General features: G+C 62.3%; 22 protein-coding genes. 13 read left to right on the top strand and 9 right to left on the bottom strand.

The genetic code is table 11. The features are described from left to right. Window positions 1-1,228: 1,228 nt before the first annotated feature. Window positions 1,229-1,387, top strand: a complete 159-nt coding sequence (locus IAQ70_RS07995; protein ID WP_190988794.1) for a hypothetical protein — start codon at window positions 1,229-1,231, stop codon at window positions 1,385-1,387. Between the two features lie 227 nt (window positions 1,388-1,614). On the opposite strand, the gene IAQ70_RS07990 is transcribed toward IAQ70_RS07995, so the two are convergent. Continuing rightward, window positions 1,615-1,971, bottom strand: a complete 357-nt coding sequence (locus IAQ70_RS07990; RefSeq protein ID WP_190988793.1) for a hypothetical protein — start codon at window positions 1,969-1,971, stop codon at window positions 1,615-1,617. Between the two features lie 900 nt (window positions 1,972-2,871). On the opposite strand from IAQ70_RS07990, the gene IAQ70_RS07985 reads away from it, so the two are divergent. Continuing rightward, window positions 2,872-4,710 (top strand): sensor histidine kinase, encoded by a 1,839-nt coding sequence (locus IAQ70_RS07985; RefSeq protein WP_190988792.1) that lies wholly within the window; start codon window positions 2,872-2,874, stop codon window positions 4,708-4,710. Further along, window positions 4,707-5,378, top strand: a complete 672-nt coding sequence (locus tag IAQ70_RS07980; RefSeq protein ID WP_190988791.1) for a response regulator transcription factor — start codon at window positions 4,707-4,709, stop codon at window positions 5,376-5,378. Before IAQ70_RS07985 ends, IAQ70_RS07980 begins: the two co-directional genes overlap by 4 nt. 29 nt (window positions 5,379-5,407) lie before the next feature. Here the strand turns inward: IAQ70_RS07980 and IAQ70_RS07975 are convergent, their stop codons facing one another. Next, window positions 5,408-5,845 carry an AfsR/SARP family transcriptional regulator gene (locus IAQ70_RS07975; RefSeq protein WP_190988790.1) on the bottom strand — a complete coding sequence of 146 codons (438 nt, stop codon included), beginning with the start codon at window positions 5,843-5,845 and terminating at the stop codon, window positions 5,408-5,410. A gap of 798 nt (window positions 5,846-6,643) precedes the next feature. Here IAQ70_RS07975 and IAQ70_RS23295 point away from each other — a divergent pair. From IAQ70_RS23295 to IAQ70_RS07960, 3 genes are all read left to right on the top strand, one after another. Then, on the top strand, window positions 6,644-7,447 hold the full coding sequence (locus IAQ70_RS23295; protein ID WP_407682570.1) for an IPT/TIG domain-containing protein: 804 nt from the start codon (window positions 6,644-6,646) through the stop codon (window positions 7,445-7,447). 748 nt (window positions 7,448-8,195) lie between these two features. Beyond that, on the top strand, window positions 8,196-10,892 hold the full coding sequence (locus IAQ70_RS07965) for an FG-GAP-like repeat-containing protein (RefSeq protein ID WP_190988788.1): 2,697 nt from the start codon (window positions 8,196-8,198) through the stop codon (window positions 10,890-10,892). Window positions 10,893-10,935: 43 nt separating this feature from the next. After that, window positions 10,936-11,625 (top strand): hypothetical protein, encoded by a 690-nt coding sequence (locus tag IAQ70_RS07960; RefSeq protein WP_190988787.1) that lies wholly within the window; start codon window positions 10,936-10,938, stop codon window positions 11,623-11,625. A 509-nt stretch (window positions 11,626-12,134) separates the two neighbouring features. Here the strand turns inward: IAQ70_RS07960 and IAQ70_RS07955 are convergent. Then, the gene (locus IAQ70_RS07955; protein WP_407682569.1) at window positions 12,135-12,659 is read right to left on the bottom strand and encodes an aminotransferase class III-fold pyridoxal phosphate-dependent enzyme; all 525 of its coding nucleotides are present in this window, start codon (window positions 12,657-12,659) and stop codon (window positions 12,135-12,137) included. A gap of 348 nt (window positions 12,660-13,007) precedes the next feature. Here IAQ70_RS07955 and IAQ70_RS07950 point away from each other — a divergent pair, with 348 nt between their 5' ends. Further along, window positions 13,008-13,457: a cupin domain-containing protein gene (locus IAQ70_RS07950; protein WP_190988786.1), complete on the top strand. Its 450-nt coding sequence runs from the start codon at window positions 13,008-13,010 to the stop codon at window positions 13,455-13,457. Window positions 13,458-13,526: 69 nt separating this feature from the next. On the opposite strand, the gene IAQ70_RS07945 is transcribed toward IAQ70_RS07950, so the two are convergent. Both IAQ70_RS07945 and IAQ70_RS07940 read right to left on the bottom strand, forming a co-directional pair. Further along, window positions 13,527-14,723, bottom strand: a complete 1,197-nt coding sequence (locus IAQ70_RS07945; RefSeq protein ID WP_190988785.1) for an acyl-CoA dehydrogenase family protein — start codon at window positions 14,721-14,723, stop codon at window positions 13,527-13,529. A gap of 6 nt (window positions 14,724-14,729) precedes the next feature. Beyond that, complete coding sequence (locus tag IAQ70_RS07940; RefSeq protein ID WP_190988784.1) at window positions 14,730-15,224, bottom strand: MaoC/PaaZ C-terminal domain-containing protein; 495 nt, start codon at window positions 15,222-15,224, stop codon at window positions 14,730-14,732. A 133-nt stretch (window positions 15,225-15,357) separates the two neighbouring features. Here IAQ70_RS07940 and IAQ70_RS07935 point away from each other — a divergent pair, with 133 nt between their 5' ends. From IAQ70_RS07935 to IAQ70_RS07915, 5 genes are read left to right on the top strand one after another with little or no spacing between them, the layout of a single operon-like run. Next, on the top strand, window positions 15,358-16,941 hold the full coding sequence (locus tag IAQ70_RS07935; RefSeq protein WP_190988783.1) for an acyl-CoA carboxylase subunit beta: 1,584 nt from the start codon (window positions 15,358-15,360) through the stop codon (window positions 16,939-16,941). Between the two features lie 11 nt (window positions 16,942-16,952). Beyond that, window positions 16,953-17,276, top strand: a complete 324-nt coding sequence (locus tag IAQ70_RS07930; protein ID WP_190988782.1) for an EthD family reductase — start codon at window positions 16,953-16,955, stop codon at window positions 17,274-17,276. Further along, complete coding sequence (locus IAQ70_RS07925) at window positions 17,276-17,935, top strand: EthD domain-containing protein (protein WP_190988781.1); 660 nt, start codon at window positions 17,276-17,278, stop codon at window positions 17,933-17,935. Before IAQ70_RS07930 ends, IAQ70_RS07925 begins: the two co-directional genes overlap by 1 nt. A gap of 53 nt (window positions 17,936-17,988) precedes the next feature. Then, window positions 17,989-18,912, top strand: a complete 924-nt coding sequence (locus tag IAQ70_RS07920) for a DMT family transporter (RefSeq protein WP_190988780.1) — start codon at window positions 17,989-17,991, stop codon at window positions 18,910-18,912. Next, window positions 18,909-19,412, top strand: a complete 504-nt coding sequence (locus tag IAQ70_RS07915; protein ID WP_190988779.1) for a nuclear transport factor 2 family protein — start codon at window positions 18,909-18,911, stop codon at window positions 19,410-19,412. Before IAQ70_RS07920 ends, IAQ70_RS07915 begins: the two co-directional genes overlap by 4 nt. Before the next feature lie 6 nt (window positions 19,413-19,418). Here the strand turns inward: IAQ70_RS07915 and IAQ70_RS07910 are convergent, their stop codons facing one another. The 3 genes from IAQ70_RS07910 to IAQ70_RS07900 are packed head-to-tail and all read right to left on the bottom strand — an operon-like array spanning window position 19,419 to window position 22,374. Then, window positions 19,419-20,462, bottom strand: coding sequence for an MBL fold metallo-hydrolase (locus IAQ70_RS07910; RefSeq protein ID WP_190988778.1), 1,044 nt, complete (start codon window positions 20,460-20,462; stop codon window positions 19,419-19,421). After that, complete coding sequence (locus IAQ70_RS07905) at window positions 20,452-21,210, bottom strand: SDR family NAD(P)-dependent oxidoreductase (protein WP_190988777.1); 759 nt, start codon at window positions 21,208-21,210, stop codon at window positions 20,452-20,454. The genes IAQ70_RS07910 and IAQ70_RS07905 overlap by 11 nt, the downstream gene beginning before the upstream one ends. Before the next feature lie 54 nt (window positions 21,211-21,264). Next, window positions 21,265-22,374: an alkene reductase gene (locus IAQ70_RS07900; RefSeq protein ID WP_190988776.1), complete on the bottom strand. Its 1,110-nt coding sequence runs from the start codon at window positions 22,372-22,374 to the stop codon at window positions 21,265-21,267. A 146-nt stretch (window positions 22,375-22,520) separates the two neighbouring features. Between IAQ70_RS07900 and IAQ70_RS07895 the strand changes: the two genes are divergently transcribed. Further along, the gene (locus IAQ70_RS07895) at window positions 22,521-23,159 is read left to right on the top strand and encodes a TetR/AcrR family transcriptional regulator (protein WP_190988775.1); all 639 of its coding nucleotides are present in this window, start codon (window positions 22,521-22,523) and stop codon (window positions 23,157-23,159) included. Window positions 23,160-23,234: 75 nt separating this feature from the next. Here the strand turns inward: IAQ70_RS07895 and IAQ70_RS07890 are convergent, their stop codons facing one another. Beyond that, window positions 23,235-24,470, bottom strand: a complete 1,236-nt coding sequence (locus IAQ70_RS07890) for an ABC transporter substrate-binding protein (RefSeq protein ID WP_190988774.1) — start codon at window positions 24,468-24,470, stop codon at window positions 23,235-23,237. Between the last annotated feature and the right edge of the window lie 60 nt (window positions 24,471-24,530).

The following is a 24,530-nucleotide window of genomic DNA, read 5'->3' as shown; positions in this document are numbered from 1 at the left end:
TGCTCGGTCCCTCGCGGGAGGAATCAGTCAGAACGTGGGTCGGCGCGAACCCGGCCGGTGTCACACTTTTGCCAGCGCAAAAGACCAAACCGCGCCCTCTCAGTGGGGGAGCGCGGTTGGTGTTGCGGGCTGCGCAGAACGGCCAATTTTGGGGTGTGCACATTGTGCACACTTCGGGCGGCGGATTGGCTCGTACTGGGGGCGGATCGGGCCGGATTGTTTTCCGGGAGTTCCCAGTGTTTGCAAGGGCTGGAGTCCGGTTCGAGTCCCACCTCGGGCACGCATAACCCCTCGTCAGAGGGGTTCTTGCTTTAACGTGTTGACATGGCTTGTGGTGGCGTCCCTCTGACGCTAGATGCGCGGGCTGTGGCCTGGCTGCCGCGGGGCCTGTTCAGGTGTGTGGGGTGGCGGGTTCAGGGTCCTGGCTGGTGGGCCCTCCGCCTGCTGTGGTGGGGTTTAGATGGCTCCTCGTTCCGGTTTGGTCGAGTTGGCCGGGGGTGGCCGACACTTATTCATGGTCCGGGGCTTCGGGCACAACATGACGTCGCCGAATTTGGTTAGAGATTCTTCGTGGAAGGCTCCTTTTACACGTCAAGGGAGTCGTGAGTGCCCTGGTTTGTCCTGCCAAAGGGGGTGTTGACATTGGCAACACTTACGTCTGCTTTATCGGTGGGCGTGGAGGGAATTCCGGATCACGAGCGGATTGTAGCGACTTTGACGGCGCAGGGGAGCAGCCTGCGACAACGAAGTTCAGAATGACAACTAGCAACCGGTTTTGGCTTCTGGTCGGTTCAAAATCGTGGGTGAGCGCGGCCTCCATTATTAAACGGGAGGGGACCTGACCCCTGCCCGGAGGTTGCTCGTGGTGCAGCCGCACGGAAACCAGACCCACTTCACCGTGCAGTCTCGCTGCCCTTAGGCACAGCCAGAGGTGTGAAGCGCTTTTGTGCTGGCAGCGTGGGCGTTGGCGGGGTCATGGGCCGGTGCGACTAGGGGTGGATAGCTCGGCCATAGGGGAGGGCCTGAAGCGTGATTGCCCACGAGTAAATGAATGGGCTATGGGCAATGGGGTTGGGTGGATTCGAGGCACAAAATAGGCCGTCGATGGCGCGTCGACGGCCTTTCGGGTTGCGCAGACATAGAGGGCTTCAGGCAGGGTCCCGTTGGTCTCGCCAGGAGCCCATTGCAGTCGTGTAGGCCAGCGCGCAGGTACGTCCTAGGCTTTGCTGTGGCAGTAGCAGCGGCCGTCGCAACCGGTGCGGCCTGGAAAGATTGGGACGTGCTCTGGGGAGTCGCCGTGGCGGCCATCATGTTCGCAGCGCTCCTGTTCCTCCCCTTCAGCAGGCCACTGCGCCAGTCGCTATTTTCCTTCCGCCGGCGCCACTGACCCCCACACTTCCCTCCGTGCCCGCCCGCCAGTGCCCCTAATGTCGTGACGGCATGGCGAGGTCAACGAGGCGCTTTAGCGAGGCGGCCTTGAGGTCGAGCTCGACTTCCAGAAAGCCTCGGCATAGCCGCCCCGCCGCGTATTCCGAAGCGTGAACTGCTCCGTCTCCCCAATCCTGACGAGAAAGCGGTCCCGGCTGGTGCAGGCGAAGATGATTTGGTTCGCGCCTAGTTCCTTCCCCCCGAGGCCGCCCTCAATCTCCAGCACCAGCAAATCCCTGCCTCCAAGGTGGAAGCGGGCGTCCGCCCTTCCGATCTGCTTGCCGGCCTTCTTCGCGGCATCTTGATCTCGACCTCCACGAGGATGGCGAACACAACGGTGCCGTCGTCTTTCTTCGCCTGGCTGACGTGCACGTAGTCGATGAACTTTTTCCGTTCGCCGCGACCGTTGATCGACAGGTCCGTTGCCTTGCGCGGGGCCCCGAAATCGCAAGGCATCGAGACGGTGTTTCCTCGCGCATCGAGCCATACGGTCTGCGGCGACTTCAGCATCTCAATCTGCGCCAGGGCTATCTTCCGTATCATCTGGGTCGAGCTCGGTGGAGTTGCAGACCAACACTTCGAGCAGCTCGCCCACGACGTGACTGCGGATCCGGTGCAGTTTCTTCACACGGACCGCGCTTGGCGTACCCAACGCGCTCTAGCATGCTGACGAAGTAGTCCGCCAGCTGCCGGTGCGACGCCATCCCGAAGTCGGCAGGCCTGACGGCTGCCACCCCTGCGTACCAACGTTGGGCGTATTCGGCCTCCAGAAGGGCTCGTCGCTGGGCAATGAAGGGTGTGCGACTCGGCACGTCTATCGGAAAGGAGGCCGCGGTAGGCGCTGATCTGATGTCAAGCGGGACTCATAGATCTTGCATGCGCCAGAGTGCCGCAGGCGAGACGGACACCGCGGGCGCTACCGGCGACGTTGTGCCTCTTTGCAAAGTTCTGTCAGATCAGACTCGAAGTGCTTCCAGCAGGGGCCTGCCGGAACGCTATTTAGGCCCTATCCTGACGGTGTCCAAGAGGCTGTCATGTCGGGCAACCCAAACCCGACGTCAGACAGCTATGGTCACAAGAATGCAGTCGCGGACGTAGCCTGCTGGCACGACGGAACATTCTGGCCCATCCTCGAACCGGCCAAAGCCCTGGGGCTTTAGCGAGTGCATCAACAAAGAAAGCCGCAAAGACCACGCGCCATCCTTCAGGCCATCAACCGTCCCTTTTTGTGGCTTCATTGCCGAACGGGGGGGTACAGCAGCAGCCGAATAGACAGCAGCAGAAGGGAGGGGAGGAGCGGCCAGGGCATACTCCGAACGCTAGCGCTACCGCTCTGTCGCCATCGCCACACGCACTCCGGCGCAGTAACGCTTGGATAACGCGCGAGGCTGTCTACTTAGATCAAACAATTGTGCAGGCGCAAGCCCGGGGGACGGATTCTGTATGACTTTCCGGCAGTTCTGGGGTGTACTGGCCGCAACCGCTTCACTTGTGGCCTTGGTGCTGGTCAACGTCGACTGGTCCCCAGCTGCCGTGAGTGATCCCGCCCGCACCTTGTTTCTGAACGCACAGGGGGTTCTGCGCTGGAGCGAGAATCCCTACCGGACCCCGTTTTCGGTTGCCGAACTGCTCTTATTCCTCGCCGTGGGTCTGTCCTTCGTAGCAGCGGGCGTCGCTGCCTGGTATACAAGACCCAACCGGAATCCAGGTCTGCTGCTCGTGGTGTCGGGATGGATGTGGCTGGCGGCCGGCCTGCGGCTGTCGAGCCATCCTCTGGCCTTCACCCTCGGGGTGACACTGACTTTGATGTACCAGCCCCCGTTGCTGCAGCTGGCCCTGTGCTTTCCGGGGGGCGTACTGCGCAGCAAGTGGGAGAGACGGTTCGTGATTTTTTTCTTTGCCTCCTGGCTGTTCATTGCGATCGCCGGGTGGGCTTTCTTCGACCCGCGGCAACAGATTCCCGGGCACGTTTCAAGCTCGCAGAATCTGTTCCTGTTGTGGAACAGTCCGGAGATCACCAACCGGATGGGCAACACGGCGAGGGTATTCCAAATCTGTGTGGGCCTTGCGGTGGTGGCTGTCCTGGTCGCACGGTGGCGCTCCGGGACACCGGCCTATCGAGCCTCATTCCTGCCACTGTGGCTGGCCGTCATCCTGAAGACCGCTGCAACCATCTGGGTTTCTCTGGCGGTCGTGCAGCTATCGGGGACCCTCTCGCCGGCAGCGCTGTTGTGGCAGTATCCCGCGACTGCGGTGGTGCCCTTTGCGGTGTTGTTCGGACTATGGCGGTACCGCTTTGCCCGCGGCACCCTCGGCGAGGTCATGGTCGAAATCGGCGCGGCACCTGTCAGCGACAAGCTGATCCGCGTCCTGCGCCGCTCCGTTCACGACCCCACCCTGGCACTGTGGCGTTGGTCCGCCGAAGCGGAGCAGTTCATCGACGACGACGGGCAGCCACAGGACCTGCCCAATGACACGTCAGGCAGGGCTGCTATCGTCCTCGAACGCAGCGGCACGCCCTTCGGCGCTCTGGTCTTTGACGAGACGCTCAAGGACCAACCGGAACTCCTCGCCGCGCTGAGCAGCGCAACCGCCCTGACCCTCGAAAACCAGCATATGGAGCAGCAACTGCGTGAACAGCTGATCGAGGTCAGGCGCTCCCGGCAGCGCATTGTCACGGCCGGGGACGACCGCAGGCGGCAGTTGGAGAGGGACTTGCACGACGGCGCCCAGCAGCGGCTCGTGGCCGTCGCCATGGCACTGGCCAGGGCACGGCGGGCCCAGGATCCGAAAGACATACGCTTCCTCGTGGAGCAGGCGGGCCAGGACCTGAACGAGGCCGTGGCCGAGCTCCGGGAGTTGGCACATGGCGTATACCCGCCGTCCTTGCGCGAGCGCGGCCTCCTCGCTTCTGTGACCGCACTTGCTGAACGCACGGCCTTACCCATCCAAGTCAAGACCGACCTTCCCCTTCGGCCACCACCCACGGTGGAACTGGCCGCCTATTTCATCTGCGCCGAAGCCGTCACCAACGCCGTCAAGCACGCGGCGGCCACTTCCATGGCCATTTCCCTGACTGGCACCACGAAGGAACTCTGCATGACTATTACCGATGACGGGCGGGGCGGGGCGGAGTTTGGATCTGACGGCGGCATGCTCGGACTCACAGACCGCGCGGAAGCTTTGGGTGGCGTCCTGACCGTTACCAGCCCCCCTGGGCGGGGAACCACGATCACCGCGGTCCTACCCTTCGTCAATGACGCCGAGCGGTCCCTGCCGTGACCCTGCGTGTGGTGATCGCTGATGATTCGGCCCTGCTGCGGCGGGGACTGGCGGTGCTGCTGGCCTCCGAAGGCCTCGACGTCGTTGGGGAGGCCTCGGAGGCACAGGGCCTGCTCGACCTGGTAGCAAACCACCGACCTGACGTGGCGGTGGTCGACATTCGGATGCCGCCGTCGTACACCCTTGAGGGCATCCGGGCGGCCGAACAGATCCGCCGCGACTACCCGGAAACCGGGGTGTTGCTGCTTTCCCAGTACATCGAGACGGACAATGCCATGGCCCTTTTGAGCAACGGGGCCTGCAGCCTTGGATACTTGTTGAAGGAACGCGTGTCGGACGTGGACGACTTCCTGGACGCACTGCAGCGGGTTGCGACCGGAGGAACCGCCATCGACCCAGACCTAGTCACTCGGATGGTCTCCCGGCCCCGGACCGCAGACCGCTACAGTCAGGATTTATCCAGTCGGGAGAAGGATGTACTGGCGTTAATGTCCGAGGGCCGGACCAACAACGGAATAGCCTCGGCACTGTTTATGGGCGAGCGTACCGTCGAGGCGCATGTCCGCAGCATCTTCCGTAAATTCGGACTTCACCCTGAGCCAGAGGACCACAGGCGAGTGCTGGCCGTTCTTACTCACCTGCGTGCTGGACACGATCCCCGCCCCTGAGCAGGGATCGGTGCAAGGGGACCTCGTTGTCAGGATGCAGCGAGCGCCGCAACGCGCGATCGCAACTCCGAGCGCATCAACTGGCCCAACTGGAAGCTGGGCTCCTGGTCGAACGTGTCCTGCCAGAGACTGCGGAAACGGCGATACGAACGCTGGGCACCGTTGATGTTACCGGCAGCGAGTTCTGCCCGGACCAGCAGAATCATCGAGCTTTCGCGCAGAGGCTCGAGGTTAATTGCCGCCATCGCCGCCGTTTCCGCTATCTCTGCATCACCCGCGGCGAGCGCCCGCTCTGCTGCTCTGTCCAGGGCGATGACCCGCAGTTGCCGGAAACGCTCCTGTTCGTCAATGACCCAGTCCTCATACCATCCGGGCAGCAGTTCTCCGGTCCGCAACTCCTCGAGCGGAACAGGCTCCCCGTCTGCGTATGTCAGGGAGTGTTGCAGGATGTGGAAGTCAACGGCCACTGTGGGCTCCAGGGTTAGTGGGTCCTCCACGTCCCTCAGAAGGCCCGGGAGTTCGTGTGCCACATGCCACAGTGCCACCCGCATGCTTGCTGCCGCCTGGTGGTCATTGCTGTCTGGCCAGAGCAGCCCCGCAATGGCCGTTCGGGGTCGTGGCCCAAGGAGGGCCATAGCGGTGATCAGGCGACGTTGCCGGCTCCCAACCCGCACCGGTTTTCCGAGGCGCCGTAACTGCCAACAGCCCAAAAGATTCAACGTCCACGTAGTTTCAGTCATTGCCGGATCCCTTGTTCCTTCTGTGATGTAAGTGTCCTCCCAGTCTGCTGAGGGCCCCGGAACGGCGCTTCCGTGCTGTCACTTAATGTCAGCACCGCGGCCTTGGCCTTCAACGGCAACGTCATCTGTAGCGTCGGAGACAGCGAACAAGAACGGCGGAGGAGCCCTGGGTTCCTCCGCCGTTCCCATGGGGCAGCGGGGTGACCGCCGTGCCTCTAATTCATATTCAGGCACGGAACGCCGAGCTAGCTGGCGGAACCGTCGCTGAAGTTCAGCTGGGCGGCGGTGGACCCGCCGCCTCGGGCGTAAACGTACAAGGAGGCTGTAACCCGCAGGTGGACCTGGTCGGCTCCGAGCAGATCCGAATGATAGATGTTCCGCCAACAATCGGCTCGTCCCCCAGCCAGGGTCACGGGTCCAAGCGTCGGGAGCCGTAGTACCAGCCCGTAACGCGGTGGTAACGGTGGAGCCGCACAATTGAGTCGACTGTTCCTTATTGCTGCTGGCCATCTTGGGAAGACCCTTATGCCATCAAAATCAGAAGTTGGTCGCGATCACGTCGGTGCCCGCGGAATCATCGCGCTTGCGCTACTCATGCTCTTACTCATGCCTGTGCTCGTATACGCGCTGCTTCAGTTTTGGCCCCCAGCCATTACAAACACTCAAGGCGGGAGCGGAGAGCCAGCGAACAATATTAGGTTGTTCTTGTGGGCCTTCCCGATAGACCGAGAGGTATCCCTCTTCATGATTGTTCTGATAGCGGGTGCGATAGGGGGGGCAATTCATTCAATTAGATCCTTGTATTGGTACGTCGGAAACCGCTCTCTCCGCTACAGCTGGATCCTCATGTATTGCTCCCTGCCACTAACCGGCGCTGCGCTAGCTCTCATTGCATATTTGGTCGTGCGCGGAGGACTGACCACCTCGCTTAGCTCGTCTGAGGACGTCAATCCGTTCGGAATTACAGCAGCTGCCGCCCTTGTAGGGCTCTTTTCAAGAGAAACAGCCGAAAAGCTACGGTCGGTGTTTGAAACGCTTTTGGCCCCTGCGGAAAAAGGGAAGGATCCGGCAACGATGGGAACGATTTCTGGTCTAGAGCCACTTAAGGGGCCAGCTGGAACACTGGTAACAATCCTGGGAAGGGGGTTTGCTGACGCCATAGAAGTGACTTTTGGTGATCAGCAGGCAACGCGTCTCACCATTTTCACCGACACCCGAATGACGGCTTTGGTACCTTCTGGCGCCACCGGTCCTGTCCCCGTTAGGGTCGTGAAGCCTGCTGGTGCCCTGGAGGCTCCCAATGACTTCAACATCACTTCCGCACCGTAACATCGGGGAACGCAGTAGATCTCCAGCCCGGCCTGATGCAGCCGTTCCACCAGCAGCATTCCGAGCGTTCGATACCAACCAAGCCTTGCCGGGATGCCGGTCACGGCCTCCTGGAGTTGCTCAAGGCCGGCGACGGTGTGCTGGAACCGTTTCTGAAAGATGGTCTGTCCCCCTGCGTCAACGAGATAAAGCTGGTGGAACGAAACGCCCTCGTCTATAACGGCAAAGTTAACGGACTGTGCGGCCTCACGGAGATGAGCGATGGTGGCTCCGCTCCGAGGCGGCCTTCGCTGCTCTCGCCGGGGTGAACCCCATACCGGCATCGAGCGGGAACGCTGTGCCGACGTCTGGGCGAGCTTGATGCCCGGGAATGGCTCGCATCCCCGAGTTGCTGCCGATGCAGCACGGTTCGAGATTCCGGTTCAGTTCTCGGCCTCTTCTGTTGAGAGCCGGCGAGCGGGGCACGTGATGGCCCCGCTCCGGCGCCTTGGTGTCGCTGTTTAGCATCATTTTCAGTAACGCGCCGGTAACGCAGCAATGCCTAGGATCAGCACAAATTCCATAGCCATTGCCAGGACCGTTGATGGTGATCAAGGCAGCCTGCTAGACAACGAGGGAGTGTAAGTAATGGCACTGCCGGAGATGCAGCTGCAGCCAAATGACTTCCGGCACGTGTCGCTTAGGGGCCCGTGTAATTTCGCCATTGACGGCGATTCTAGTTGTTGCGACCTTATGAGGAGTGCCAGCCATGTCCGCAGATGATTCCACCCCAACATCCCCCGCGCAACCTTTTGAGCCGCTCCAACCTGCGGGCGCACAAGCCCCCGAATTGATTGCTGTCTTCGCGCCGGCCGCGCACATCCGCGCTGGCGCTTCCGGTGTGGCCTCACCGGAAGCTGATGTGTCCCCCTTGCAGTCGATTCTTGACGTGCATGGGGCGGTCGTCCGCCCCCTGTTCGGGCTCAGCGAGGACCGGCTCCGGCGGCAGCAGGACGACCTCGAGGCGGCGTTACCGTCCGACTCTGCGGTCGAGGTACCTGACCTGGCAACGTACTACCGCGTGGAGGCGCCGGCCGATCAGCTGGAGAGCCTGGCCGAAGAGCTGCAGGCCAACGATCTGGTGGAGTCGGCCTATATCAAGCCGGCGGCGTCCGCACCGAAGCTTGACATGGAGGAAATGCGGTTCAACACGATGCAGCCGGATCTTAGTGATGCACCGCCTGCGACGCCGATGTGGGTTGATCGGCAGGGTTATCTGGATGCTGCACCCGGCGGTGTGGACGCGAAGCTTGCCTGGACTATCCCCGGCGGTGGAGGCGCCGGTGTTCGGGTGATCGACTGCGAGTGGGGCTGGCGATTTACCCATGAGGACCTGCAGGGCAACCAGGGCGGAGTCGTCGCCGGCACCGCCAGCACCGATACCAACCACGGCACGGCCGTGCTGGGCGTCATCAGCGGCGACCGCAACGGAATCGGCATCACGGGGATCGCACCGGACGCAGTTATCAGCGCGTCGTCGTTCAACGACCAGTCCAGCTCGGCCGCAATAAAGGCGGCCGCTGATAAGCTCGTCGCCGGGGACGTGCTACTGCTAGAGATCCACCGTCCGGGACCCAACACACCCAATCCGCCACGCGGTCAATTCGGCTTTATCGCCATCGAATGGTGGCCTGACGACTTCGCCGCGATCAAGTACGCGGTGGCCAAGGGAATCGTCGTGGTCGAGGCGGCCGGCAACGGGTCACAGAATTTCGATGACGCGGTTTATGGCACCCCGCAGAGTGGATTTCCGGCGAGCTGGAGGAACCCTTTTAATTTGGCCAATCCATCCTCGGGCGCGATTGTCGTTGGTGCCGGCGCACCTCGACCAGGTACGCACGGAAATGACAATGGTCCTGATCGTTCGCGGCTGGCCTTTTCCAATCACGGTTCCAGGGTTGATGCTCAGGGGTGGGGGGTCGAGGTCACGACGACTGGATACGGCGATCTGCAGGGCGGGGCGAATCCTGACCTCTGGTATACCGACGGCTTCAATGGAACCTCAAGCGCGTCACCGGTTGTTACCGGGGCAATCGTCGGAGTACAGGGTGCGCTCAAGGCCCGTGGCATCCGGCGGCTGACATCGGCGGAGGCGCGGATGTTGCTGCGCAGCAACGGTTCCCCGCAGCAGGACGCCGCCGAGCGTCCGGCCACGCAGCGGATCGGCAACCGTCCGGATTTGCGAACATTGATTCCGGCTGCCGCCAAGTTTGCGTGCCGAAGCGCGGACTTCGACGGCGATGGGCGTGCGGAAGTCCTGGTCACGAGCCCGTGGGGAGTAGGTCTGCTCAAGCAAAGCGGCGCCACGATGACTGCGCCGATGATGCAGCCCAACGGCACCCGGTTCGGCGGCTGGCTGCTCAACACGGCTGACAACTTCCTTGGCCCGGTGGCCGACTATGACGGCGACGGGCGTGCGGAGGCGTTCGTCAGCAGCCCGTGGGGGATCGGAATCTGGGAGCAAGCTGGTGCGACCATGACTGCGCCGATGATGCAGCCCAACGGCACCCGTTTCGGCGGCTGGCTGCTCAACACTGGCGACAACAGCTTCGGGCCCGCCGCGGATTATGACGGCGATGGACGCTCGGAATTGCTGGTGACCAGCCCGTGGGGGATCGGGATCCTGGAACAGGCCGGCGCGACGATGGCTGCAGCGATGATGGCACCGAACGGCACCCGCTTCGGTGGCTGGCTGCTCAATACGGCCGACAACGCTTTTGGGCCGGTCGGCGATTTCAATGGCGACGGACGGGCCGAAATTCTGGTGACCAGCCCGTGGGGTATCGGTGTACTGCGACAGAACGGATCGACCCTTGACGCAGTGATGATGGCGCCGAACGGCACCCGCTTCGGTGGCTGGCTGCTTAACACAGCTGACAACCGGTTCGGGCCAGTCGGCGATTTCGACGGCGACGGGAAGCCGGAGATCCTTGTCTCGAGCCCGTGGGGGATCGGAATCCTGAAGCTCGCCGGCGGAACGTTTTCCGTACCGATGATGGCGCCCAACGGCACCCGTTTCGGCGGGTGGCTGCTCAACACAGCCGACAACAGCTTCGGCCCTGCGCGCGATTTCGACGGCGATGGGCGTGCGGAAGTCCTGGTCGTGAGCCCGTGGGGAGCTGGTTTACTCAAACAAAGCGGTGCCACCATGACTGCGCCGATGATGCAGCCCAACGGCACCCGTTTCGGCGGTTGGCTACTCAACACCGCTGACAACAGGCTGGGGACGGCGGCGGACTTCGACGGTGACGGGCGTGCCGAGGTCCTCGTCAGCAGCCCCTGGGGGCTCGGCATCCTGGAACAGGCCGGCACAACGATGAGCGCGCCGACGATGCAGCCCAACGGCACCCGTTTTGGCGGCTGGCTACTCAACACCGCCGATAACGACTTCGGTCACGGCATCTGACCTAGGTCGGGCCGGAGACAAGCAACAAGATGTAAGGAGCAACATGAATGCGTCATCCGCCCGAGAAGCCTGGCTAAACTTTACGACTTGGCTATCAGATACACCCCTGATGCACGCCGGAGTCAGTGCCTCGACGACGCCCCACCTCAACATCAATAACCATAAGCCACCGGGCCTACCTACCATGATCGACGAGCAGCAGGTCGACCCGCGCTCTGTATACGACCTACGTGGCCAGCCCCTGACGACGGTGGTCGATGGAGACGCCCAGGCAGGGAAGATGCTGCACATCTTCAGCAGCCGGCGGGATGCAGCAGCATACGTGGAATCCCACGAGGCCCCTATCAACGACCAGCCCCGAGTGCGTCGAAGTGAAATTCACAGCGTCTCTCAAGCCCTGACTGCTGGCCCTCCTCCAGGGCAGGGATTTTTCGAGATGTATGACAACGATAACCTCGGCGGCTGCTACTGGCGGATTTTAGAGTGGGAAGGTTTAACCTTCAATTACAGCAAGAAATTTGCTTGTGGTTTTCTCTTTTGGGGCTGGATCAGCGCCGACAATCGTGTCTCCAGCATCGATTCATACATCAGCGCCGATCATGTTTTCCTGTGGGATTTTCCCAATTTAGCGGGCTCCAATCTCTGGATCCCCACAGGAGCCTTTCGAATCAACAGCCTCACCGCCTTCGGATGGAACGACCGGATTTCATCACAGAACGTTTTATATTTCTGAGAAACTGAACCCCGGAGCAGCGAATCCCGGGTTTACAGGCGGCATTGCAGCGCGGCGATGATGCCGAGGCTGTCGACGTCATCACTGGATCAAATAATTGAAAGGGAATCAGCAACCATGAAAGCTAACTTGATTATTACGGAATCAGAACCGCGCGGTGATCTGACTGAGAACGTGCAGCAGGCATTGCAAGAAGACGGCGAACATGTTGTTTATGATGATGGCACAGGTCGGAGACTAGTGGCCCACGTTTCGAATGGCCGAGTAGTGGAATGGAAGGCATTCGATTCAAATGGGGGCGAAGTTGCTACCATCGAAATCCGACAGCCGCCAACGAGTGCAGGTGGGAACGCCAGTATGGCACGGGCACGATGGGCCATAGTCTGCGCTTGCTTTGAATCAGGTGACTTTTGCTGGTGGGAACCCTACTAATCCCGAATTCGGGACATACCCTTTCTAGGATGGTCTCAACGAGTTCGCCCGCGTCGGCAACGAATACAGCGCGGAGCTCAACGAATACCGCGTCCGTCTCGTAGATCGGAGCAGTGCTTTTGCCGAAGCTGCCGTCGTTGAGCTGGTAGGGCGGGTTTGGAGCCTACGGCACGGCAAGGGTAGACCTTATCCATGGCAAGGCGGACGCAGCGATATGCACGCCGGGGATTGATTCGGCGGACCTGTTTCGGCAGTGTGCATGCCGTCCACCAGGTCACAGACCCCATTGCCGCGAAGGTGTCGCCGCGGATGCTCAGGAACCGCTGCCTCTGCGGGTTCCCTGATGCGTTCTGGTGCTGCACCGCCAGCAACAGCGCAACCTCGACGGCAACCGAACCCGAGTCGGCAAGGAACACCCGCTCCAAAGCGGGCGGCCCCGGTGCGGAAGGGGCCATCTCCAGCAGCCGCTCGGCAAGTTTCACCGCCGGGGCGTGCGTGCGGCCGCCGAACATGACATGGCTGAACCTCTCCAGCTGCCCACGCGCGGCGGTGTCAAGCACCGGGTTGCGGTAACCGTGGATTGCGGACCACCACGAGGACATTGCGTCAACCACCTCATGGCGGGTGCCGTCCTCGCCGCGAAGCCGAGCGGAAGGTCCGGGGACGCCGGCCTAGGGGTGCCACACCGCTGGCCGGTGGCATCCAGGTGATTTTCGCGGGGCGCTGACGCCTGCGCTGCAGTGCGGGCCTACCCCGGCTGCGCTGCGGCACGGCCAGGGGACCTCGCGGACGCCCGCCAGAGAACGCCCATTCAATCATGAGCCACTCCCACGATAATGCGAACGAGCGTACGTCTTGACTCGTCGAGGTGCAGCCGACATACTGAAACTGAGCCGCCAGCCCAAGTAAGAGCAGGTGGCAGTTCACCAAACCTCAGGAGGGGATTTGCCATGACTGAAGTGGCCTTTGATATCAACCGCAACGTGGGCCTGTTCCGGGTGAACCGCGCCGAGGAGTTGGCGGCCGCACCCGGCCAGACACTGAACGCCCGGCGCATCTCCGGTGTCAGCAAGGAGAACAGCCCTGTTGAACGTCTCTGGTTCGGCAAGGTATACACGGGTCCGGGCGAGATCTCGGACGCCCATCACCATGGCGAAGCCAATACCGGAGGCTACGTGCTTAAGGGCCGGGGTTTTATCCGCTACGGCGAGGGCTACGGCCAGATTGTTTACCTCGAAGAGGGTGACTTTGTCTTCGTGCCGCCGTTCATGCCGCACATCGAAGGTAACGCCAGTAAGACCGAGGAGCTGATCTGGATGACCACCCGGACGCCGGACAACATTGTTGTTAACCTGCACGACCAGGAGATCGCGGAACTCGAAATCGACTACCGTTCCTGATTCATCCGAAACACACTAAAGGGGCGGCTGCCGAAAGGCAGCCGCCCCTTTAGTGTCCGTAGGCGCCGGTCAGAACGAGCGGGGCAGTCCCAGGTGCTTCTCGCCGATGTAGTTGCGCGTCATTTCGTCCGTCAAGGGTGCGAACGTGTACAGCCGGGCGTCGCGGAAGTAACGCTGCATGGGCAGGCCGCGGAAGAATCCCCAACCGGCCATGACCCGCATGCCGATGTCGGTGGTGGTTGTGGCCGCGTCTGAGGCGGCGAGCTTTGCCATGGCGGACCAGGTCTCGTTGGTTCCCTCGCCGGCGTCGGATGCTTCTGCGGCCTGGCGCAGGAGGAGCCGGGCGGATTCAATTTTCACGCTGGCATCCACCAGGTTGTGCTGAAGCCCCTGGAAGGACCCCACTGGACGCCCGAAAGCGTGCCGCTGACGTGCCCAGCCGACGGCGGTTTCCATGGCTCCGCGAGCGATTCCCAGGGCCACGGCGGCGCCATTGAGCCGCTCTCCGTTGAGAGTATCCAGTACCTGCCGGAAGCCCCTGTCGAGTTCGCCGAGGACATTGGCGGCAGGGACCCGGACGTCGTCGAGGTAAACGTCGCACTGTGCCAGTCCGCGGATGCCCATGGTGTCGATGACCTCGGTGCGGATGCCCGGGGTGGAGCGGGGGACCAGGAACATGGTGATGCCATCGATGGCGGAGCGGGTGGTTTCGCTGGTGCGGGCGAGAAGGATGATGTAGTCCGCATCCATCGCACCGCCGATCCACCTCTTCTGGCCGGAGATTGAGTAGCTTCCATCTTCCAGTCGAGTTGCGTTGGTTTTCATGGCGCGGGCAACGTCCGTGCCGCCGTCGGGCTCACTGAGCCCAAACGACATCTTGGCGGCTCCGGTGTGCAGCGGGGCAAGGAACTTCTCCTGCTGGGCGCGGTTGCCGTAGCTGTGGAGGAGTTGGACGCCCATGTACTGGACCACCATGCTGACGGCCACGGAGGTGGGTCCGGCGCCGAGCTCCTCCAGCACCACAGCCTGGGCCTGGTGCCTTGGTCCGTGACCGTGGAGTTCACCGTCGAGCTTGATAAAGCCGGCAGCGCCAATCTCGTGGTACAGCTCGACGTCATACTCTTCGGCTTCATCGAACTTGTTCAGCCGCTCGGGCGTGACGTGCTCAGCGAGCATTGCGCGAACACGCTTCCTTAGCGCCGCGAACTCGGCAGGCTCGGTGATCTCGGCCGGAGGGGCCGGGGTGAAATCTTCCTGAATGCTCATTGCCGCCTACTTCCTTTTCATGATGAAGCTGCTGCTGAACGTCATGACGGTTGAACCGTCCTGTTTCAGCACCAAGTAATCGATTTTCCAGATGCCCTGATCTGGCTTTTTGGTTTCGCGTGCCATGGCTACCGTGGCGTCGACATGGATGGTGTCCCCGATGAACACGGGGGCGAGGGCGCGCACCTCATCCAGGCCCAGCCAGGCCACTACGTTGCTGAAGTAGCCTGTTTGCGTCATCAGTCCCAGGCCTAGGGACATGGTGAGCGGCCCGTGGGCGATGCGCTGTCCGAACGGCGTCTCTGCCGCATAGGTTTCATCCAGGTGCAGGGAGACGAGATCACCGGTAAGGCCCGCCCATTGGACAAGGTGCGCGTCGGTGATGGTCATACCCGCTGTCCGGACCATATCGCCGGCCACCAGGTCTTCCCAGTAGTGGTCAGGGCGCCCCTTGGGCCGGGGCAGAGTAGTGGCCACTTGCTTGGCGTCGATGCCGTGCATGGTTCTCCTGTTCAGGGTCGGTGATGTGGATCCCTTAAGGAATCTTAAAAGTCCCGCCCTCTAAGACTAGACGAACGAACGCCCGTTCGTATACTAATAGAGGAACAACAATTCGAATTCCTGGAGGCTCAACATGAGTGAAGCTACGATCGTCGCCCCCGCGCCGGTGTCGGACATCGATGTCCCGGCAGCAACCGTGCACGAACAACTGACCGAGAAGCTCGCTTCGGCCCGCCTTGGTGGCTCCGAGAAGAACCGCAAGAAGATCACCGATTCAGGCAAGCTCCTGGTTCGGCAGCGCCTGGCGATACTTTTCGACGACGAGAACTACATCGAGGACGGCCTGTTGGCCCGCTACGAGGAAGGCCTGCCCGGAGACGCCGTGGTCATCGCGTTCGGCCGCGTTGATGGACGCGAAGTGTGCGTCATCGCCAACGATTTCTCTGTGAAGGCCGGAACGTGGGGCAACCGCACGTTCGAGAAGATCATCCAGGCGCAGGCCAAGGCGGATGCTGCCGGCATCCCCATCGTTTATCTCTTCGACTCCGCCGGTGCCCGCATCGACGAGCAGTTTGAAAGCTTCGCCGGCCGGCACGCCTGGGGCAATATCTTCTACAACCAGGTCCAGATTTCCGGCCGCGTCCCCCAGGTCTGTGCGCTTTTCGGCCCCTCGCCCGCCGGTTCCGCCTATGTTCCGGCCCTCTGCGACATGACCATCATGGTCCGCGGCCACGCCACGGCCTACCTCGGATCACCCCGCCTGGCCGAAATGGTCACCGGTGAGGTAGTCACGCTGGAGGAAATGGGCGGAGCAGAAATGCACTGCACCGTCTCCGGACTGGGCGATGTCCTGGTGGAGGACGATGAGGAAGCGCTCAACGCGATTCGCGTCTGGCTGTCCTTCCTCCCTGCCAACTGGGAGACCCCTGCCCCCATGGCTCCGGCGATCGAGCCGCGTCCCGGGCGCACTCTGCAGGACATCGTTCCCCTTCGCGAAGCCGAAGTCTTCGACATGGAGGAATTCGTCGAGTCCCTCGTGGACGAAGGATCCTGGTTCCCGTACAAGGAACTGTTCGCCCCGGAAATGCTGACCGGTTTCGCCCGGATCAACGGCCGCCCGGTGGGGCTGGTGGGTAACCAGCCCAAGCACATGGGCGGATCCATCTTCCCCGATTCCTCGGACAAGGCTGCCCGCTTCATCTGGATCTGCAACGCCTACAACATCCCGATTGTCTTCCTCGTCGATATCGCGGGCTACATGATCGGATCTGCCGTAGAGCGCCAGGGCATCATCCGGCACGGTGCCAAGATGATCTTCGCAGTTTCCGAGTGCCGGGTTCCGAGGATCACCGTCCTGGTCCGCAAAGCGTACGGCGGAGGTTACCTGGCCATGTCGGGTGCCCCCATGAACCCGGACGCAGTCATCGCGTTGCCCACGGCCCGCCCCGCATTGATGGGTCCGGACGCTGCTGTTAACGGCATCTACTACAACCAGATCCACGAAATCGAGGACCCGGCAGAGCGTCATGCGTTCATCCTCGAAAAGCACAACGAGTACGCCGAAGGCATCGACGTTTTCAAGATCGCCAACGCTAACGCCGTTGAGGCCGTGGTTCCCGCAAACGAGCTGCGTGCTGATCTGACGAGGCGGCTGGGGCTGTACTCCAAGCGCAAGATGGTCCCCGTGGAGCGCCGCCAGGCCGTCACTCCGGTCTAGGCGGACGCCAAATGATCAAGGTAGTGGCCGTCATCAAGGCAAAGCCCGAGCTCACCCGGGAGGAGTTCCTGCACTTTTGGAACGTCGAGCACCCGGACTACGTGCGGAAGCTGCCGGGGATCATCCGGTACCGCCAGAACCCGGCCATAGAGCACCGGAAGCCGTGGCCCTTCAGCGGCATGGCCGAGCTGTGGTTCACCTCCGTCGAGGACGTCAAAGTTGCCTACGCAGGGCCCGAAGGCAAAGAGCTCTTCGACCATGAGCACCACTTCCTGGAGAGTGTCGAATGGTTTCTGGCCGAAGAAATCGACGTGCCCGTGACAGCAGGTCCCTGATGCCTAAACGGATCACCTACCTTGAGGCCCGCACCGACAAGAGCCGGGAAGCATTCCGGACCCACTGGTCAACTACCCATGCTGACATTGCCCGTGGGCTTCCCGGCGTGACGGCTTACCGGCAAAACCACGTGCTGGAGACCGTCCTTGAGCCGGGAGCTGGCGGGGGCTACCACGTGGACGGCATCGTGGAACTTTGGTTCGCCGATAACGATGTAGTGCAGGCCGGCTTCGACTCTGACGTGGCCGACAAGCTGATTGTGGACGAACTGAACTTCCTCAACGGCCTGACCGGCGGGCCAGTGACGGCAGAAGCTCCGCACACACCATGGCCATTCAAGCTATGGGTGCTGGCACGCTGGGCCGAAGGGGCCGAACCTGCACCGAGTGCTGTTGAACGCTGGGCGAAGCAGCTGTCCGCAACGTACGACGGCGCCCTCGGCTGGGGCGTAAGCGTCCTGGTTCCAGGGGCGGAACTCTTGGTCCGCGAGGCGTTGCGCCGTGAGGAGCACATCCCCGAGGTAGCCGTCGCGGTTGGCTTTGACGATGAGGCTTCTGCTTGGAAAGCAGCCAACAACCTGGGCGAAAGCATGGACGATGTCCCGGATGTCCTGGCCCGGGTTCACGCCTTCCTTGCCGAGGAAATCGTCATTATCTAAGTGATCATTGGGGGATACGGCGTCAGCCAGTTTCCTGGGAAGGAAACCTGGTCATGACTCCTGCCGGCGCAGTGTTTCGGTTTGTTTTGCTCGGTGCAGCGTGGGGCTCCAGTTTTCTGATGATGAAACTGGCCGTGGAGGGGCTTTCGCCGGGCCAGGTGGTTCTCGGGAGGCTCTGCCTCGGTGCGCTGGCGCTGAGCCTCCTGCTGGCTCTGACCCGGCGGCCGTGGCCTCGGCAGCGGTTGCTGTGGGCGCATCTGGCGGTTACGGCCGGCGTCGGCTGCGTCCTACCGTTCCTGCTGTTCGCCTGGGCGGCGGAGCGCATTCCGAGCGGACTCTCCAGCGTCCTCAATTCCGCCACGCCGCTGGCCACTGCGGCCGTGACCGCGCTGGCCATGCGGCAGGAAAAGGTGACCGCGCGCAAAACCGCGGGCATCGTGACAGGAGCCATCGGAATTCTTGTGGTGCTCTCCCCGTGGCGTTTCTACACAGCCGACGCCGTCGATCTGTGGGGCCAGCTTGCCTGCCTCGCGGCCGTGCTGTGTTTCGGCGTCGTCTTTTCCTATACAAAGAAATACGTGTCTCCGTTCGCGGCGGATCCGGTCGGGGTTCCAGCCGTCCAGATGGTCGCGGCGTCATTGATGATGCTGGCCCTCGCGCCCTTCATTGCCACGGGTAACATTTCGCTGACACCCCCGGTAGTGATTGGCATGCTGCTCCTCGGCATCGTGAGCACTGGACTGGCCTACGTCTGGAACTTCCGCATCATCGCCCAATGGGGTGCCACCGCAGCGTCGACCGTCGCCTACATCACCCCACTGGTAGGGGTGGGGCTCGGTGCGCTGGTGCTGCACGAGGAAGTCAGCTGGAACCAGCTCGTCGGCGCCGCCATCGTCATTGCCGGGATCATCCTGGCCCAATCGGGCGCAGCGGCCGCAGAGGCGGCGCCTGACCAGGAGAGGAAGGAATTAGCGTGACCAGAGCCGAAGACTTTGAGGACATCCGGAACCTCAAGTCCGACTACTTTAGGCATCTGGATGCCAAGAGATGGCCCAGCCTCCGAAACCTGTTCCATGCCGACGCGGCTTTCGGCGGCTTTCCTTTCGAAACCGGAAACGCCGACGATTTCATCCGCGGCGTCTCGGGCTTTTTGCACGATGTTGAATCGGTGCACCAGGGTTTTATGCCCCGGCTGGCAGTCACGGGCAATGGCACCATCCGTGGCGTCTGGTCCATGCACGATTATCTGACCTGGCCCCGCGGCAGCAGGGACTACCGGGGTGCCAGTGTCCCCGGACTCTACGGAATCCGTGGCTACGGCTTCTACGAAGAGGAGTACCGGCACCTCAACGGACGCTGGCGCATTGCGGTCATGCGTCTTGTCCGGACCAGGATCGACCTGCTGGCGGGCGAACAGGTGCAAACACCCATGCCTAGCCTGGTCGCACCGGACCCGGACTGGATCCCGGACGCCTAGTGGCGTCTACTTTGTAGCGACGAGTCCCGGTACGCCGGCGTGGATTCCCGATGTCGCCAGGTATCGGATGTGCGCGGCTGATTCGCTCAGGGCCAGCCGGAACTGCAGTTGGCCCAGCGATTCCCAGCCCCGGGACCACGTGAGTTGCCGGGCGACGTCATGGACCGTCGATGCGCCTTGGTCCAGTACTTCCAGGACCTCCCGGGAACGCTCCGCAATGTGTGCCTCGAGCACCCGTGCCCTGCCACCCACGCCGCGGAACCGGTACTCGTGGGCAGGGCAGGCCTCGTAATGGTCATTTCCTGCGATCCGCTGCAGAGATTCGATGTTGTGCCGCAACGGGTCGGTGTCGCCACGGATTTCCAGTGACACGTTGGGGGAGATGCGGGGAAGGATGTGGTCCCCGGTGAGCACCAGTTCACCCTCGTCATCCCAGAGGCAGATGTGGCCGGGTGTGTGCCCAGGGGTCTCCATAATGCGCCAGTTGCGCCCGGCCACTGACAGGGTATCGGCGTCGCCGAGCCTCCGGTCGGCATCAGCCAGCAGGCGCATATCAAGAAGCCCCTGCGGGCTCATTGCCGCCTCTGCCACCCGTTCCTCCGGAACGCCCCATATCCGCATGCGTGCGCGGTCCAGGGCAGATTCATCGTGAGCGTCCTCGAACGCGCTGATGTTCCGGCGCTCATTGTCGCCCAGGGCTATCCATGCCCCGGAACCATGGGCCAGGCGCGCCGCCATGCCCAGATGGTCGGTGTGGAAGTGCGTGGCAACAATGCCGGTGATTTCCCGGGGGCCAACGTCAAGGTCGGCCAAGGCTGAAAGGAGTTGGCGGTGGCCTTCGTCGCTGTCGAAACCGGGGTCAACCACCACGCATTCGTCGCCGTCGAGCAGCACATAGCTCAGGGTGTATCGCATCGGATTCTCGGGGAAGACCACGGGTACGCTGTGGACGCCGGGTACGACCACCTCTACTGGCGGGAGGACACGGCGTTGCCATGCCTCCCGCTGGGCGGTCCCCGTGATGGTGATGGCCTCGGTGTCAGTCTGCATGGTTGTTGAACAGCGAAAAGAGCCGGGTGGCTCCGCCGTCGACCAGGAGGTCGGCGCCGTTGATGTTGCGCGCTTCGTCGGTGAGCAGGAAAGCGATCATGGCCCCGATCTCAGCAGGTTCGATGATGGTCTGCGTGGGGACACGCCGTCGAACCTGGTCACGGACCTCCTGGATGACCATCGGGGTGTCCACCACCCCGGGGCAGATCGAATTGACGGTGATCCCGGTGCCCCAGAAGTCTTCGAGGAGGGAACGCGTCAGGTTGACCAGGCCTGCCTTGGATGCCGCATAGCTCGGGTAGGGGTAGCCCGTCACGCCGGCGATCGAGGCGATGTTGATGATCCGTCCCCAGCCGCCCTCGATCATTGCGGGTGAGAAGGCCTTGATGAGGTTGAACGGGCCCACCAGGTTGACGTCCAACGCCCGGCGGAAGGACTCGGCCGTGCTGTCGGCGAGGTACTTGCGGTCCAGAATCCCGGCAGCGTTAACCAAGGCCTGCACCGGACCGACAGTTGCAGTCACGTCGGTGAGGAGATTCCCGACGCTGGCTTCATCGGCGACGTCTGCTGCGAAAGAGAACGCCTTTCCACCGGCTTCCCGGATGGTTTTGGCAGCCGTTTCGCTGCTCTGGGCATCCAAATCGACGCAAACGATGGTGTGCCCTGCACCGGCGAGGCGTGCGTTGATGCCTCGGCACATGCCGCCGCCAGCTCCGGTCACCAGGATGTTCCGAGGTGTGCTGCTCATAGTGCTGTGTCCTCCAAGAAGTCGAGTTGTGTGGCCGTGCTCAGTGGTCCGCGATCAGCTCCCGCTGGTAGCCAGCGACGGGTAGTCAATGTAGCCCTCGGGGCCGCCGCCATAGATGCCCGCATGCCGCAGCGGCTCCAGCGGCGCCTGGATAAGGAAGCGGTGAGGGAGGTCCGGGTTGGCGATGAACAGCCTGCCGAAGCCCACGAGGTCTGCGGTTCCGTCGGCGAGGAGCCGCTCGCCGGAGGCCTGGTCATGTCCGCCCGTCACAATGACAACGCCGTCGAATATGCCAGCGAGTTCGGCGGTCGGGATCGAGTCGGCGGGACGGTCCACAGTGGTGGATCCGGCGATCTCAGGCTCCACCAGATGGAGATAGGCGAGTCCGAGGCCGTTGAGCTGGCGGACCACCGTTGAGTAGAGCAGCCGCTTGTCTGAATCGTGGGCATCCATCCAGTCCGAGGACGGCGAGAGCCGGACCCCGATGCGTTCAGCGGGGAGGTAGTGTGCCATTTCCGCGATCACGTCGTGGAGGAAACGCGTCCGGTTTTCGAGGGAGCCACCATAACGGTCTGTCCTCCGGTTGGATCCGTCGTTCAGGAACTGGTCGATCAGGTACCCGTTGGCGGCGTGAAGTTCGACGCCGTCGAATCCTGCGCGGACAGCATTCCGTGCCGCCGTTCCGTAGGCTTCGACGATCTCGGCGATATCCGCCGTCGTCAGCTCCCGGGGCACCTCGTACGGGATTCTCCCGATGGGGCTGCGGTACTGATAACCCGTAATGGGGACAGCTGAAGGGCCCTTAGGGGGCAGGCCATCCGGCTGGACGCTTGAATGTGATTGCCTGCCCACATGCCAAAGCTGGGCGTAGACCACCGCACCGTCGCGCTTGGCAGCTTCAACCACCGGGCGCCACGCCGCCACCTGTTCAGCAGAGTACAGTCCAGGCACGCGTGCGTATGCAGTGGCTTGCGGCGCGATAACGGTTCCTTCGCTGATCACCAGGCCGGCGCCGGCACGCTGACGGTAGTACTCCTCCATCAGCCGCGTGGGAACGCCGTCGTCCGTGGCGCGGCTACGGGTCAGTGGTGGCAGGACAATCCGGTTTCGGAGGAGTTGGCCTCCGACGACAACACTGTCGAACAAGCGGCTTCGTTGTTCCAAGTCGTTCTCCTAATGGGCTTACGAGCGTTTGTACGTTAAACTGAGTTTTGCGGATGTTCCCGGCGGTGTCAATGCCTGACCGCCGAAAGCGGACGTTTGTTAGGATAGAGAGCAACTACGAAGAGGATGTGAAGGGGGTGGCCAGCATGACTGTACGAGTCGAACGAAATACGGCCCACACCATTAGGGAAGGCGCAGCCAAGCTCTTCTTTGAGCGCGGGTACGATGCCACCACATTACGCCAGGTGGCCTCCGTTGCCGGGCTTAAAGTCGGCAGCCTCTACAACCACATCGACAGCAAGGAACACCTCCTCCTGCAGATCATGGGCGGGATCATTGACGATCTGCTCGAACGCGTCGAGGAAGCCATTGCTGCCGCGGAAGGTGGCGACAGTGTAGACGTGCTCCAGGCCGCGCTTGCCGAGCACATCACCTTCCACGCAGAGCGGGCCCAGGAAGTTTTTATCGGCAACGCCGAGCTGCGCTCACTGCCCCAGGACGCGCGTGAGGTGGTCATCAAGAAGCGCGCGGACTACGAAATGCTCCTCCAAAAGCTGGTATCCGAGGCGGGCAAGGACGGGCTTGCGGACGTCATCGACGCCAAGATCCACGTGTACAGTTTCGTGGCGCAGGCGACGCATATCGCCAGCTGGTTCAAGCCAGGTGGCAGGTTCCCGCTCGAGGAGATTGTCCGGATCTACACGCGCCTTGCCTTGCGCGAGCTGAACGTGGTGGACGCTGATAAACGCGTAGGGCCGGTTGCGAAGCCGCGCGCTGGCAAGTAACACACCCCAACGACGACACACGGAAACGCCCGGCAGGAATCTCCTCCAGCCGGGCGTTTCCCGCTTGTTCAGGGTCTAGTACGTCTTTTCCACAACGAACTTTCCGTCCTTGACGGCGAGCACCGTCAGGCCGGTAAGCCCGGTTGGGCCGTGGTATTCCGGTGTGAAGGTGTAGACGGCGTTGACAGCGGTCAGCTCCTTGGTGTTGTTTTCCAACGAGTCGCGGATGGCGTCACGGGTGTCCTGGAGGTTGGACGGTTCACCCTCGAGGTTCTTGAGTGCGTTCTCCAGGAGCATGGCGCCATCCCAGCCGTTGGCGGAGTACTGGCCCGGCGCCTCTTTGTACTTAGCGGTGTACTTGTCCACGAGGTTACGCACTACCTTGTACTGGGGGTCGTCCTCCTTCACGTCCGCCGCCGCGAGTACCTTCGAGCCCTGGAGCAGGGTGCCCTCGCCCGCCGCGCCCGAGTTTTCGATGTAGGCGGGTGAGCCTGCGCCGGGGGAGTGGAAGAGTGTCGGGGCAAAGTTGATCGATGCCGCGCTCTTGGCAACGATCGCGTTGGCCGGGTTCACGGCCCACACCAGCACGGCGTCCGGCGAAGCCGACGCGATCTTGGAGAGCTGGGCAGTGACGTCGGTGGCGGTCGCGTTGAACACTTCGTTGGCGACGAGTTCGACTCCGGCATCCTTGACGAGCGGTTCGATCGTCTTGACCGCGTCCTGGCCGTAACCGTCATTGGTGGCCAGCAGTGCGACTTTTTTCCAGCCCTTCTCCTTGGCCAGTGCCAGCTGGGCCTGGAGGGAAAGCTTCGTGTCCGTGTATTCCTTGAACATGTAGGTTGTCTCCTCTGCCGGGGTAACGATCGCTGAGGATGAGGCCAGCGAGATGACGGGCAGCTTCAGTGACTTGGCAAAGGTCTTCAGGGCGATGGACTCGCCGCTGGAGCTGGGGCCGAGCACGGCGTGCACCTGCTCCTGGGTGGCCAGCTTGCGGAGCTGGTTGACGGCGTTGCCCTCGTCGCTGGTGCTGTCCAGCACGACGAGCTCAACCTTTTTGCCGTTGACACCGCCGGCAGCGTTGACGTCTTCGAAGTAAAGCTCAATGGCCTTGCGTTCCGGCTCGCCGAGTGCTGCGTAGCTTCCGGTCAGTCCAACGAGAACGCCAACCTTGTAGGGTTCGCTGCCGCCTCCTGCTGCGCCGCCGCCTGCCGAACCGCCCCCGCAGGCTGCAAGGGACGCGGCCAGGACACCGGCCGCGGCGATCGAGCCGAACGTCCTCCGGGTGTATGAGGAACTCAAATTAAGACGCATTGGTCTGCCTTTCATCCCGGCAGCATTGCCGGTGCGGTGAGTTGGGGTGAGCGTTGACAT

It is taken from the genome of Pseudarthrobacter sulfonivorans (assembly GCF_014712225.1).
GTDB classification, from domain to species: domain Bacteria; phylum Actinomycetota; class Actinomycetes; order Actinomycetales; family Micrococcaceae; genus Arthrobacter; species Arthrobacter sulfonivorans.
This window is presented reverse-complemented; position numbering and strand designations above follow the sequence as displayed.